Here is a 12,772-nt window from a genome sequence, read left to right on the forward strand (position 1 = left end):
CCATGAGGCCTTTGTCAGTGTTGGTGTACGAACACCTCAGCGCGGGAGCGGAAGGCGATCAAGCCGAGCTGTTGTCCGTGGGGCGGGACATGCGCACGGCCATGGTGTCGTCCCTGGCGGCGCTTCCGGGCGTCACAGTGTCGCACGTGACGGCGCCGTGGGAGGACGGTGGCGTGCGCGCCCGGCCCGGGGAGTCGGCGCCCGCGCTGCTCTCGCGGCTGGCTGCGGGCCATGACCTGATCTGGGCGGTGGCGCCCGAGGCAGAGGGCCTGCTGGCGGCGTGCTGTGCGAGCGTGCCGGCTGCGCACTGGATGGGCTGTGACCCGGATGCCATCCGGGTGGCCACGAGCAAGAGCCTGACGCTGGCCGCCCTGGAGGCGGTGGGCGTGCTGACGCCGCTGGACCCGGCGGTGCGCCAGGCGGCCCGGGCGTGGGTCGTGAAGCCCGATGACGGCGCCGGGGCGCTGGCCACACAACGGTTCCAACGTGAAGAAGAGGCCCGGATGGCCTGGGCCGACCGCGACGCCCGCGGCCTGTCCAGCACCCTCGAACCCTGGGTGGACGGCCTGCCCATGAGCCTGTCTCTGGTGGTGGGCGCATTGGGCACGACGCTGGTCAGCGTCAACCAGCTGCACATGCACGTGGTCTCCGACGGCCACGTGAGCATGGCGGGCCTCACACGCAATGTGATGGGGGAGGGGGATCCGGCACGGGCCCGGCTTGCGCGGCTGGCACGACAGGTGGTGGCGGCCATACCGGGTCTGAAGGGCTTTGTCGGCATCGACTACGTGGACCACCCGGTGTTCGGGCCCGTGGTGATCGAGGTGAACCCGCGTGTGACCTGGGCGTTTGCCGGCCTGTCGGAGGCGACCGGCCTCAGCCTGGGCGCCAGGCTGCTCGATGTCTTTGCGCCAGGGGGACGAGCTGTGCCGGAGAAGGCGCATGCGTGAGCGCGACGGAACCAGCGAGGGCACCCCGTATGTCGGCTGGGACATCGGCGGGGCGCACGTCAAGGCCTGTCGCGTGGCGCAAGGCCGCGTGCAGGCGGTGCGGCAGTGGGCCTGTCCGCTGTGGCAGGGTCTGGACCAGCTCGATGCGGTGCTGCAGGCCGCGCAGCAGCACTGGCCCGACATGGCCCGTGTGCACCATGCGGTCACCATGAGCGGGGAAATGGTCGATGCCTTCGCCCACCGAGAAGAAGGCGTGATGGCCATTGCACAGCGCATGGCTGCGCTGCCAGGCCAGAGTCTTCGGTTCTATGCCGGCGAGGCGGGCTGGCCTGCGCTCGAGACGCTGCACCCTGCGTGGCAGGCCGTGGCCTCGGCCAACTGGCTGGCGACCGCGGCCGTGGCAGCGCGTGCCGCGGGCAGCGGGCTGCTGGTCGACATCGGCAGCACGACGACCGACATCATCGCCCTGCGGGGTGGCGATGTGCGAGCCCTGGGACGGACGGATGCCAGCCGGCTGGCCACGGGTGAGCTGGTTTACCTGGGCGTGGCGCGCACGCCGGTGTGTGTGCTGGCCCGCCAGGTGCCCTTCGATGGGCTGCTGCGCAATGTGACGAACGAGTTCTTCGCGACCACGGCTGATGTGTACCGCCTGACTGGCGAACTGCAGGCTGTGCATGACCAGTACCCGGCGGCCGATGGGGGCGCCAAGGACCTGGATGGCAGCTGCCAGCGGCTGGCGCGCCTGATCGGGCTGGACGGGCGAGACGCCGATCTGCCCGCCTGGCGGGCGCTGGCCCGCACATGGCGGCAGGCCCAGCTGGACTGGACGGCCGAACAGGTGAACCGCGTGTCCCGACAGGCCGGGTTGCCGGCCGATGCGCCGCTGGTGGCGGCAGGGTGCGGACAGTTTCTGGTGGAAGCGCTGGGCCAGATGATGAACCGCCCTGTGCATCGCCTGAACACCGTGGCGTTCTCGATGGCCTCGGATGCCACGCCGGACACGGCCACCTGGGCCGATGTGTGTGCGCCGAGCGTGGCGGTGGCCTGTCTGTGCGCGCAGGAGGATGCCGCATGTGGGTCGTGAAGCTGGGCGGCAGCCTGGCCGAGGGCGAACGCCTGCCCGAGTGGCTGGCCTTGCTCGCGACCGTGGGTCGGGGGCGCGTGGTCGTCGTGCCCGGCGGCGGGCGCTTTGCAGACGAGGTGCGCACGGCCCAGCGGCATTGGCAGTTCGATGACGTGGCCGCGCACAACATGGCCGTGCTGGCCATGGCCCAGACCGCGATGATGATGCGCAGCCTCGTGGGCACGCTCGAGCCGGTGCTCTCGACAGCCGATGTGCGGCGGGTGCTGCGCCGCGGGGGCACGGCCTTGTGGATGCCGATGCAGGCCTTGCGTGACCAGCCCGACGAACTCACCAGCTGGGACGTGACCTCCGACAGCCTGGCGCTGTGGCTGGCACGCCAGCTCAATGCCGAGCGTCTGACGCTGGTGAAATCGTGCGCCGTCGAGCCCCGATGGGATGTCGCGGAATGGGCTGCACGGGGCATCGTGGATGCCGCCTTCGAGCCCATGGCCCGCCACGCAGGCCTGGCGATCGATGTCTTGTCCAGCGATCAGGTCGAGACGCTGCGCAGCTGGCTCACCGGGACGCCCATCGGCACGTCGATGGCGTGAGGCCGCCGCTTGCGCGACAGGCCCCATGTGGCCGCCTGGGCCATCAGCGCCCGTGCCAGGTCTGTCTGCAGGCCCTGCGCCCGGTCTCCGATGCACACGGCGCTGCGGAAGCCGACATAGTTTGGAGACAGCGCGGCCAGATCTGCAAGGTGCCGGAAGCGCAGCGCCCCGGCCAGGCCCGCGCCCTGACCATGGCGATGACAGGCCGAGACGAAGTCCCGCAGCTCGGCCTGCGCCAGCACATCGAACAGGCTGCCCCGGTCCTTGCGGGCCGTGTCCAGCATCAGGGCGGGAAAGCGTGCGCGGTGGGCGCGGTCCAGCAGCAGCGGGTCCAGGCCATCGTCGGCCAGAAACACCGGAATGATGGCGCAGGGCAGGGGCGCGAGGGCATCGATCACGGCAGCGGCTTCCGGGCCGGACGTGATCCCGACCTTGACGATGTCCACCCCGGTTGCTGCCACGGCCTGCACGCGGGCCAGAATAGTGTCGAGCTCGGTCATGGGCACGTCGCCGATGGTGGCGCTGAGCGGACCATGGTGGCCGCGACCGCGCAGGCCGGTGACCACCTCACGGATGAGGGCACAGGGCAGGCCGCCCAGCGCCCCGTCGGCGGGCTCCTTCAGGTCGATCAGGTCCACGCCTGCGGCCTGCGCCCGGCATGCTTCGTCCAGATTGCGCACACTCACCAGCACGCCGTGGAGGGGGGAATTCATGCGGTCGCTCCATTCAGGTTGGACGGGGAGTCCGGTTGCAGGGCGTGGCGGGCCACGGCCTCGCACAGCCATTGCCATGCTTCGCGCTCCTGCGGGCCGGCGGTCTTGTCGATGGCCACCTGCAGTGGACGCATCTCGTTCTGAATCTGGTGCAGGGGCAGCAGGTGCAGGCGGCTTACCAGCACCGCACCTTCGATGACCGCGGCCTGCGCCCGGTTGAATCCGAGGAAAGGGGCATGGTCCTGTGCCTGCACCACCGACAGGGTCAGCACGGGGCGTTGCGCATCCGGCTGCACGTCGGTCAGTTGCAGGGCGAGGTGCCGCAGCGCGCAGGCCAGGCGCACCCCCGCCACGCCGTTCAACGGCACGGTGGGCCAGGTGCGGCGGCCGGTCACACAGCCGGCAAACACCCGGGTGTCCGTCAGCACATTGAGCACGGCAGCCCCCCGGCTCAGGATGTGATCCAGTGTGCGGGACGGCTTGAAGGGCAGCAGGCGCACGGACGGCGCATCGCCTGCCAGATAGCGCACGCCCATGGGGGCCAGGTGTGGTGTGCCCTGTGGGTCCAGTGTGCTCACCACGGCTTCGAAGATCTGGTCGTTCATGCGCGCTCCCGGTCCGGTGGGGCGCAACGGTGTGCGCCATCCTGAGCCGCGTCGACCGCGCAGCCCCAGCTCAGTGGTTGATCCTGCACGTGCCGCTTGCCCAGCTGAAAGGCCACCTGCGCCCGTGCCAGTTCCACGCCCATGTAGAAGGCATGAGAGGCGTCACGCTCCAGGCCCAGCGTGGGCCACAGTGCGAAGGGGTCTTGTCCCAGGCGGTGCCCGTCGCGGTTGTACACGTGGATGCCCTGCTCGGAGACCTGGACGCGGAAGTTCGGGTCGCGCACGGCCGCGGCGGTCTGCTCGATCTCGGCGGGGCTGTCGGGGAAGGGATGCTTGGCGTGCACGGTCATCAGGGCGTCGCTCAGCCCTTTGGGCAGCATGTGCATCTGGTGGGCAGCGTGGTGGATGCGCCGGGCCCAGTCGGCCTCGCGGATGGCACGGCGCGCATGGCCGCTGACCTGCGTCGTGAGAATGGCGGCGATGTCGAGTTCGGCCGCGATGCCCAGCAGCACCGCATTGATGCCGCTCGTGTCCGCCTCCAGCAGCTCCGTGAGGTTGCCCACGCCCATCAGGATGTCGATGTCCGGATGGCGTGCCCGCAGCCCGTGGTAGCGCACCACGGACTCGGTGAAGCCGAAGGGCAGGGGGTCGAGGATGGGGTCGGCCAGGAAGGGCCGGCCTCGGGCCTGCATGCCGGCAATCGCCTCGTCCAGCGAGGCCGTGTCCGTCGGGGTGCGCGGAATCAGCACCGGCACCGAGGCCACCTCGTCGGCCACCCACAGCGTGTCGATGTTGAGGCTCAGCAGGTAGTCGGCGCCGGCCCGGCCGCCCCGCAGCAGCTCCTGGGGGTCAGGGGTGTCCACGCTCACCGTGTGGCCCTCGCGCTTCAGCGCCCGCACGGCGTCTTCCAGGTGAGGGAAGGGCGTGGCCGGCAGACAGCCGAGGTCGATCACATCCGCCCCTTCGGACCGGTGTTGCCGCGCGCGGGCGAGGATGCCTGCGACATCGAGGCGGGGGGCGTCCACGATCTCGGCAAAGATGCGCGTGCGGTACTGCGTGAGGTCGACCGGCTGCTGCGCACGCTTGAAAAAGCGGGGCAGGTCCTTGAGCTCTTCCGGGCCCCGCTCCACCGGGATGCCGTAGTGGGCGCTCAAGGCGGCGACGTCGCCCATGCAGCGCCCGGGCACGATCATCCGGTCGGCCTGGACGGGCGCCGGCACACGGCGGCGGATCATGTCCGCCGTCATCAGGGCGGCCACCTGCAGGCCGATGTCGCGGATCTCCCAGGTGAAGGGCGTCGGGGCCAGGCCGTGCAGCACGCGTTCCAGCGCAGGGTGCGCCAGGTGCCCCGTCAGAAAGACGATGTGTTCCATGTATCGGACACCTTGTTGCGCCGGGCGGCCAGGGCCGCTTCGAGTTCGGGGATGTTGCACACGACCTGGCAGTGATCCAGCTCCCGCAGGCGCGCAACATGATCGAGTTCGATGCGCCGGGGCCGCAGGGTCACCCAGTCATGCGGTGCGCGGGTGACCACGACGGGCTCGGTGTCACAGGCGAAGACGATGCTCAGGATGCCCAGCTTGCCTGCCTGGGCCAGCATGTTGGTGGGCAGCGTGTCGGAGATCCCGAGCGCGCATTTCGCCACGGTGTTGCTGGTGGCCGGGGCGATGACGACGGTGTGGTAGACGCCGGCATACAGCTGGCCCACCGGGATGGCGCTGGCGCTCTTGTCGCGGAAGACCTTGAAGTCGGCGCGCAGGGCATCGAGCGTGTGGCCGTACTGGGGCAGGACCTCTTCTGCCGCGGCGGACAGAAAGAGGTCCACATCGGGCAGGCTTCTGGCCAGCGCCAGGGACTCGACCAGGCCATGGCCCGAGCCGGTGATGGCCCAGGCGATGCGGCTGCCAGCGAGGGGGGAAGGGCAGGGGGCATTCATGGCGTGGTCAGGGGCATGCAACTTGCAGAACGGGGTGTGTTCTCGCCTGCAGGTGCACAAGCCGTGCCAGCCGGGCAAACCCCTCAGTTGGATCGGTGGCCACCAGGCGACCACAAGGAGCACCCCATGACCAGCCTCGAGCTGCTGCACGTCGGACAACTGCCCCGGCATGCGAACCCCGTCCCCGGCGAAGCGCTGGACATCATCTTCATCGAGGGCCTCGTGGCCGACACCGTGATCGGCATCCACGATGACGAGCTGGAAGTCACGCAGCCGGTCCGCATCGACCTGCAGGCGGGCCTGCCCCGCTCGCATGCCTGCGCGACGGACCGCATCCACGACACGATCGACTACAGCGTGGTGCGGGGCCGTGTGCTGCGCCTGCTGGCGGAGCACGGCGTGCAGCTGCTCGAGGCCCTGGCCGAAGACGTGGCCCGGATCCTGGTGATGGAGTTCGGCGCGGTGTGGACGCGGGTGGCGGTGGCCAAGCCCCGCAAGTTCGATGATGTGGTGGCGGTGGGCGTCGTCATCGAACGCCGCGCGGGTGACTTCGCGCCGCCCCGGGGCCGCATCAAGAGCCCGGACGTTCGCCCGGTCTCAGCCTGATCAGTCCGGCATGGCCCCGACCAGGGCCATGGCCGCCTCGGCCCAATCGGGCTCGGTCAGGGCCGCCACCAGCAGGGTCGCCACCGTGAGGTCAGCGCTGGTGCCGGGGTTCAGTCCCCGGGCCTTGAGTGCGCTGTCCCAGTCCTGCCATGCGAGCAGGCCGTCGATCTCCGCGCCGCTGTGGCCCCTGGCCAGCCAGGGGCGGGCCTCGGTCATGATCTGCTGCGCGGTGGCCTCGCCGTGCTTGCGCGCCACATGCGAATCGGGCCAGTGGCTCAGTGCATGCAGAAAGGTCATCTGCACGCTGTGAACGAGTGCGGCTCGGGCCCCATCCCGCCCTGGCGGGCTGCTTTCCATGCGCTGTCGCCAGGCGGAGCGCAAGGTGTTCAGCAGCGGGTGGAACACATCGTCATGCGCCTGCATGTACTGCATGGCAACGCGGTCCCGCGGGGCGGCGAGCGCCATGGCGTCGCGCAGGGTGACGGTGGGGGGCGCGTGCACATCCTGATCGGGCACCTTGCCCAGGCCGCCCGGTGCAGCCAGGGCAATGGCGCGGAAGGCCGCTGCCGCGTCGTCGCGGGTCAGGGCGTGCAGCACGCCTTCGGTGGCCTGCTGCCAGAGCCCGGTCGCCACCGGCTCATCGGGGGCCGCCTCCAGCGCAGCGGCCAGCGGGGCGGTCAGCAACACGATGCCCAGGTTGGTGTTGCAGCCTGCCACGGCGCGCGTGGCCGACACGGCTTGCTCGATGCGGGCACCGACCGTCGCGCCGGGTTGGAGCAAGGCCGGCCCGGCCACCCGGGCGCTGTCCAGAAAGTGTCGGGCCGCCATGCCGTGACCGGGGCTCGCCAGGCTGACGTTGCCCGGCTTGCGCACCGCCACGTCCAGACAGCAGGCCAGCCGGAAGGCCACTTCGGCGCGGGCCTTCATGGGCGGTGCCGCGCGATGCGGATGGCCGGACCGTGCTGCGCCATCTTGCGGTCGATCAGGTCGTTGACGATCAGCGGCGCCAGAGGCTGGTCCATCACCTGTTGCAGCCCTTGCCAGGCTGCCACCCCATTGACCTCCAGCACCTGCAGGTCCGTCGGGCCTTGCGGACCGAGGCGCGCGGCCATGAGGTCGACGCCGGCATAGTCCAGCCCCAGGGCGGCCGTGGCACGCTCGGCCAGCTCCGCCAGTTCGGGCGTCAGCGGCTGGCGTTCGGCCCGTGCCCCCTGGGCGATGTTGTGCACCCAGTGCCGGCTGACGCGCCGCATGGCGCCGACCGCCTGTCCGCCGATGACGAGCACGCGCCAGTCGAAACCGGGCTCGCTGACCGGTGGCAGGTAGCGTTGCAGATAGGCCATGCCGCCATACAGCGACGTGGCCAGCGGTGGCAGGGCCTGATAGGCGCCGTTGACCCACCCGGCCAGTGCCAGGCCCTTGCCCTGCGAGCCGAACAGCGGCTTGACCACCACGGCCCGGCCGGCAGCGGCTTCACGCACCACGATGCGCTCGGCCTCGGCGGGCGACTCGGTGGCCCAGGTGGGCGGGGTTGGAATGCCTGCGGCATGCAGGCGGACGCTGGTGGCGGACTTGTCGACGCTGTGCTCGATGGCGCGGGGGCTGTTGTAGACGGGCACACCCAGGTCGTTCAAGGCGTGCAGCACGCCGAGTCGCTTGGTGACCTGCTCGAAGGTGCCACCGGCCACGGCACGCACGATGACGGCCTGAGGCAGGGCGTCGTCGAAGCCGGGCAACTGCAGCCCATGCCAGGAGACGGTGGTGTCGATGCGGCAGGCCGACAGGTCCACGCAGTGACCCACCATGCCGCGGGCCTGCAGCGCGTCCTGCAGGCGTCGGCAATGCCAGCCCACTGTGTCGGTCATGATGGCGATGCGGTTTGTCACGCTCACTCCTTGAGCCACTGCTGTCTCAGCAGGCCCATGTCGCACTGGCCGGCATGGAAGGTGTGGCCACTCTGCTGGTTGCTGACCCAGACTTCCGCTGGGGCGAACAGGGCCGGGTCGATCTGATAGAAGTCGAAGCCGGCCGCCTCGAACACGTCGGCGAAGGAGCGCCCGTATGCCGGCGAGTTGGATGAAGGCAGGGCCATGGCGAGTTGCCGTGCTTCGTCGTCGTCACAGCGCACCGTGAGGTGAACCTGCCCACCGTACAGGATGGCGTCGTTGGTGCGCCCCATGGCCTGAAGGCCGTCGGGGCTGGGCACAGGCAGCGGGGCCAGGGCGCGGCCGTGCACGATGTTCTCCAGCGGGAAGTGCAGTTCGTGGGCCTTGTGCAAGGCCACTTCCAGGGCCCGCGCCACCACCTGGGTGGTTCCGGCCGGGCTGGTGGTGGGGGTGACGATCAGCGTCAGCCCATCGGCCGGCAGGTGGCAGTCGGCCAGAATCTTGTCGATCACCACCGTGGGCGGAACCCGGTCCACCTCCAGCACGAGCACGCCCCGGTCGGCGCGGTCCTGGTAGCGCAGTTCGTCGAACAGCGCCTCTTTGCCAGCCAGAGCCCGTGCCGGACCCGACCCCAGGGCGAAGAAGCGCTTGCCCCCGGTTTCTTCCTTCGAAGCCGACAGGCTCCAGCCCGCGTACTGGCTGCCCAGGCACGCCAGCACGGGATGGGCGCTGTCGATCTCGACCCAGGTGGGCCAGCCGGCCTGAGGCAAATGCCGGAGCTGGATCTGGCCCAGGTTCGCCATGCAGATCCGGGCCACCAGCAGCCCCGCGTCGAGGCTGCCCGGCACGGCGAGCCCCGCGTCCACCAGGCGGGTGCCGCGGTCATTGACGTGGACCGACAGGCCCAGGGTGTCGGCCTCGTCCAGCAACTGGTCGACCAGCGGCTCGGCGAGGCGGTTGAGGCTGAGGTGTTCAGGCGTGAGGGGCAGGGCTGACATGGAAGGGTCCTGTGGAGGGCAGTGTGGCCAGATGTCTCTGGAGCGTGTCGCGGCGGGCGGACAGCCGGGCGCGCACCTCGGCCGGGTGGCTTCCCTGCGCACTCAGCGTGCACAGCGGCATGTGGGCCGTCAGGCGGGTGCCGGGCTCCGGGATGTCGTGCACCCAGGGCCGCTGCAGCAGGGCGTCGTGCACCGCCGTTGTGATCTGAAGCGGGCGCGACGTGAACAGCGTGGTGAGGCCCGAAGGGGTGGGCGGCGTCTGCAGCGCGGGCAGCGGCTGAGCCAGGCTGGCCGCGACATGGGCGCTCATCAGCGGGCCTGCCTCGGCGTAGAGGGGCCAGGTGGCCGTGGGGCGGGCGTTGACTTCAAGCAGGCGGATCGATTCGCCATCAAGGAGAAAGTCCAGGCTGCACAGGCCTCTGAGGCCGAAGTGGTGGGTGAGGGCCTGGATGGCGTGGCGCAGCGCGTGATCCACCGACGTGGGCAGGCTGACCGGACCGATGGCGCCCTGGTACAGCCAGGGGCAGGGTGCCTCGCCCAGTTGTCCCGGTCGGCTGTCCTGAAGGTTGTGGCCCAGGCACACGGTGCCCGCGGCATGCGCCACAAACAGGGTGGACATGGCCTGACCCGGGTGCCAGCGCTGCCAGTACCGGCCCGGTGCCGGTGTGTCTTGCTCTGAAGCAGGTCGCACATGGCTGCCCCCGCATGCGTGCAGGCTCTTGCACAGCCAGCCGCGTGGCTGCGCGGGCGGCTGCATCCGGCTGTCCGGGCAAGGCAGGGCCAGGTCCTGCAGCGCGGTGAACCAGCACAGCGGGTCACGCAGGCGCTGCAGCGCGGCAGGGGGCGTGCCGATCAGGGGCAGCGGTGTGTCCGCCAACCAGCGAGACAGTCCTTCGAAGCCGCTGCCCGCCACCCACCCGATGACCTCCGCATCGGCGGCGAACTGCGCCAGGGCTCGGCGGGTGCGCTCCGGTGACACGCCCATGCCGTCGGGCTGGCCGATCGCATGCCACGCAGCGGCGCATCGGCGGGTGTCGGTGTCGCCAAAGGCATCGAGGGCAACCACGTCCCAGCCGTCCTGGCTGGCCGCTTCGGCCATGATGCGGGCGCTCAGCCCGGCGACGATCAGCGTGGCCACCGTGCGGTCTTCAGGCTGCCACCAGCCCGAGGTGCTGGGAGGCCACCCGGTGCGCGTCCTCGAAGCTCAGGCACTGCGGCGTGCTGGCCTCGCGCATCCGGCGGAGCAACTGCTGCTGCACCTGGTACTTCACGTTGCCGATGGCCAGTGCGCCGATGCCCGCCGCCTGCCCGCCGCCCAGGGCCACCCCGTCGTCCAGCGGGCCGAGGCCTTCGATGCCGGAGGGGGGCACGGCGTTGAGGTCCGCCGCAATCAGAACGCTGGGGGCCTGCTGCAGTTGCGTGAGCGACAGCACCCGCACGCCCGCAGCGGCCGTGGCCAGGACCACGTCGCACTGCTGCAGTGCCGAGAGCACGTCCTCCGGATGCTGGCCCGAGCAGGCCTGCAGCGACACATTGAAGCGCGAGCCGGTGGCCCGTGCGGCCTGGCTGGCATGGGCCTGCCCCGTGTGGCTCGACAGGGTGACCGTCGCGCCTTCGCGTGCGGCCAGCACCGCGGCGATCCGACCGACCGCGCCTGTGCCGCCCAGAACCAGCACCCGCAGCCCGGCGAGCGAGCGCTCATGCCGACGACGCAGGTGGTGCTGCACGCTGGCCACCATGGCCGCCGCCGTGGTGTAGGCCCCGCTGGGGTCGGCGCACACCGAAACCACGAACGGCGGCACCATGGCCTTCTGCGCGGCCTCCAGCATGTCGGCGGCCAGGAGCACATCCCGTCCCCCAATGAAAAGACCGGTGCGGCTGACGCCCTTGGGCCCCCGCGAGAAGATGGCGTCGTGGGTCAGGCCGACGACCATCGGCAGCTCGACGCCGGTGTAGGGCATCAGCACCTGGTAGCCGGCGTCGACCGCCATGTTGACGTCGAACGGGCTGACGCGGGCCTCGGGCGTGAAGAGGTGGAGGATGAAGGGCTTTTCCATGGGGGGCGCCAGGTGGTTCAGTCAGAGTGAGGAAGCCAGTGCACATCGGCGCCGCGGTTGCGGGCCGACACCCACTGGAGTGCGATTGCGTCGGAGATGAGACCTTGCTGCGCGGCCCACGCCACGGCTTCCTGGCCGCGGGCCAGCGAGGGGAAGATGGCAAAGCCGGTGGGTCCCCACGAGCTCTGGCCGATGGCCGCGCCGTGCTGGCGTTCCAGCGCGTCCAACAGGGGGGCGACGTGCGGGCTGGCCCAGACGCGGCCCTCCTGTGCCGGGGCGAAATGCCCGCCCAGCAGGCGCTGGATGGCGCTGACCCCCTGCGCAAAGGCGGCAAAGTCGGACTCGCTCACCGCAGGCAGCACCTGCATGAGCGCACGGTGGCAGATGGCCGCGGCGTGTGCACGCGGCAAAGGGGGCAGGCTGGCGATGGCCTGTCGCTCGGCCTCGCCGGACAGTCCCCGCGAGGCGGGCTCCTTGATCAGCAGCACGGGCCAGTCCTCGGGGAACGCAAGGCGGCACAGCAGGGGCGCCGCGTGGCGTCCCGGGCCGCCATCCAGCAGCAGCCCGCCCTGTTCGAACGAGGCAATCCCGATGCCGGACCGCAGACCGCGGCCCGTGGCGCGCGCCAGTTCCGCGGCACTGCGCGCGTGTCCTTCCAGGCAGGCCACCGCATGGGCAATGGCCAGGGCCATCTGCGTGCCGGAGCCGAAGCCCTGGTGCTCGGGCAGCAGGTGCTGCAGCCGAAGCGCCACGGGTCGGCTGTCCCGCAGGGCCTGGCGTGTGCGCAGGAGGAAGCTCAGGGCGCGAGCGCCTTCTGCCTCGGGCACGCCCGGGGCCAGCGACACGCTGTCGCGGTCGGCATGGCGTGCCTCGATCACGGTGGCCAGCCCGTTGATGGTCAGCCCCAGGCTGCCGAAGCGCCGTCCCAGCGACGCACCCGGGTCGAGAAAGCCCAGATGGAGACGGGCCGGTGCCTGCACCTGCACGACCTGCGCTGACGCCACAGGCCGATCGGACAGGGCGGCGAGCGAGGGGAGGGCAGGCAGGGCGGTGAGCGCGTTCACGTCGTGAGCCGGTCGGTGGAGAGATGACGCTCACATAGCAAAGCCCGGGCCGCGCGGTGTGCCCGCAGGGGATTCCGCCGTTCGGGGATGCACCCCGGGCCCGCCGCCGCGCCCCGGGGCGACACAGTGTCGCGACCCCAGGACACAGTGTGTGGCGCGGCCCCGGGGCACTGTGCCGGACAGGCCACTACCACCAAAGCGGTACCCCCTCCCGACAATTTCCTCCGGCAAGGCGGATCTCCACAATGAATCCATCTGATCTGGATACCAACGAGGACACGCA

General features: G+C 70.6%; 14 protein-coding genes. 4 read left to right on the plus strand and 10 right to left on the minus strand.

Annotation, left to right across the window (positions count from 1 at the left end; genetic code table 11):
• The first annotated feature begins 2 nt into the window (after positions 1–2).
• From DEH84_RS19700 to DEH84_RS18955, 3 genes are read left to right on the plus strand one after another with little or no spacing between them, the layout of a single operon-like run.
• Positions 3–950, plus strand: coding sequence for an ATP-grasp domain-containing protein (locus DEH84_RS19700; protein WP_109038763.1), 948 nt, complete (start codon positions 3–5; stop codon positions 948–950).
• Positions 943–2,034: a hydantoinase/oxoprolinase family protein gene (locus DEH84_RS18950; protein ID WP_109038764.1), complete on the plus strand. Its 1,092-nt coding sequence runs from the start codon at positions 943–945 to the stop codon at positions 2,032–2,034. The genes DEH84_RS19700 and DEH84_RS18950 overlap by 8 nt, the downstream gene beginning before the upstream one ends.
• Positions 2,022–2,624, plus strand: a complete 603-nt coding sequence (locus DEH84_RS18955) for an amino acid kinase family protein (protein ID WP_109038765.1) — start codon at positions 2,022–2,024, stop codon at positions 2,622–2,624. Before DEH84_RS18950 ends, DEH84_RS18955 begins: the two co-directional genes overlap by 13 nt.
• Here DEH84_RS18955 and DEH84_RS18960 read toward each other — a convergent pair.
• The 4 genes from DEH84_RS18960 to DEH84_RS18975 are packed head-to-tail and all read right to left on the minus strand — an operon-like array spanning position 2,564 to position 5,878.
• A complete protein-coding gene (locus DEH84_RS18960; protein ID WP_109038766.1) occupies positions 2,564–3,337 on the minus strand; it encodes a (5-formylfuran-3-yl)methyl phosphate synthase in 774 nt (257 codons plus the stop codon). The two genes, DEH84_RS18955 and DEH84_RS18960, sit on opposite strands and share 61 nt — an antisense overlap.
• Positions 3,334–3,942 carry a DUF447 domain-containing protein gene (locus DEH84_RS18965; RefSeq protein WP_109038767.1) on the minus strand — a complete coding sequence of 203 codons (609 nt, stop codon included), beginning with the start codon at positions 3,940–3,942 and terminating at the stop codon, positions 3,334–3,336. The genes DEH84_RS18960 and DEH84_RS18965 overlap by 4 nt, the downstream gene beginning before the upstream one ends.
• Complete coding sequence (locus DEH84_RS18970) at positions 3,939–5,315, minus strand: DUF6513 domain-containing protein (protein ID WP_109038768.1); 1,377 nt, start codon at positions 5,313–5,315, stop codon at positions 3,939–3,941. The genes DEH84_RS18965 and DEH84_RS18970 overlap by 4 nt, the downstream gene beginning before the upstream one ends.
• Positions 5,294–5,878, minus strand: coding sequence for a flavoprotein (locus DEH84_RS18975; protein ID WP_109038769.1), 585 nt, complete (start codon positions 5,876–5,878; stop codon positions 5,294–5,296). The genes DEH84_RS18970 and DEH84_RS18975 overlap by 22 nt, the downstream gene beginning before the upstream one ends.
• A 126-nt stretch (positions 5,879–6,004) precedes the next feature.
• Here DEH84_RS18975 and DEH84_RS18980 point away from each other — a divergent pair, with 126 nt between their 5' ends.
• On the plus strand, positions 6,005–6,484 hold the full coding sequence (locus tag DEH84_RS18980) for a dihydroneopterin aldolase (protein WP_109038770.1): 480 nt from the start codon (positions 6,005–6,007) through the stop codon (positions 6,482–6,484).
• On the opposite strand, the gene DEH84_RS18985 is transcribed toward DEH84_RS18980, so the two are convergent.
• Genes DEH84_RS18985 through DEH84_RS19010 form a run of 6 tightly spaced genes read right to left on the minus strand, consistent with a single transcriptional unit; the run spans position 6,485 to position 12,489 of the window.
• Positions 6,485–7,411: a triphosphoribosyl-dephospho-CoA synthase gene (locus DEH84_RS18985; RefSeq protein ID WP_109038771.1), complete on the minus strand. Its 927-nt coding sequence runs from the start codon at positions 7,409–7,411 to the stop codon at positions 6,485–6,487.
• The gene (locus tag DEH84_RS18990; RefSeq protein ID WP_109038795.1) at positions 7,408–8,349 is read right to left on the minus strand and encodes an ATP-grasp domain-containing protein; all 942 of its coding nucleotides are present in this window, start codon (positions 8,347–8,349) and stop codon (positions 7,408–7,410) included. Before DEH84_RS18990 ends, DEH84_RS18985 begins: the two co-directional genes overlap by 4 nt.
• A 23-nt stretch (positions 8,350–8,372) precedes the next feature.
• Positions 8,373–9,368 (minus strand): methenyltetrahydromethanopterin cyclohydrolase, encoded by a 996-nt coding sequence (gene mch, locus DEH84_RS18995; RefSeq protein WP_109038772.1) that lies wholly within the window; start codon positions 9,366–9,368, stop codon positions 8,373–8,375.
• A complete protein-coding gene (locus tag DEH84_RS19000) occupies positions 9,343–10,506 on the minus strand; it encodes an ATP-grasp domain-containing protein (protein WP_109038773.1) in 1,164 nt (387 codons plus the stop codon). Before DEH84_RS19000 ends, mch begins: the two co-directional genes overlap by 26 nt.
• A gap of 10 nt (positions 10,507–10,516) precedes the next feature.
• Positions 10,517–11,425 (minus strand): NAD(P)-dependent methylenetetrahydromethanopterin dehydrogenase, encoded by a 909-nt coding sequence (locus DEH84_RS19005; RefSeq protein ID WP_109038774.1) that lies wholly within the window; start codon positions 11,423–11,425, stop codon positions 10,517–10,519.
• Positions 11,426–11,442: 17 nt separating this feature from the next.
• Complete coding sequence (locus tag DEH84_RS19010) at positions 11,443–12,489, minus strand: beta-ribofuranosylaminobenzene 5'-phosphate synthase family protein (protein ID WP_245932813.1); 1,047 nt, start codon at positions 12,487–12,489, stop codon at positions 11,443–11,445.
• Positions 12,490–12,772 lie beyond the last annotated feature (283 nt).

Origin of the sequence: Aquabacterium olei (genome assembly GCF_003100395.1) — a bacterium.
Lineage (GTDB): Bacteria > Pseudomonadota > Gammaproteobacteria > Burkholderiales > Burkholderiaceae_C > Aquabacterium > Aquabacterium olei.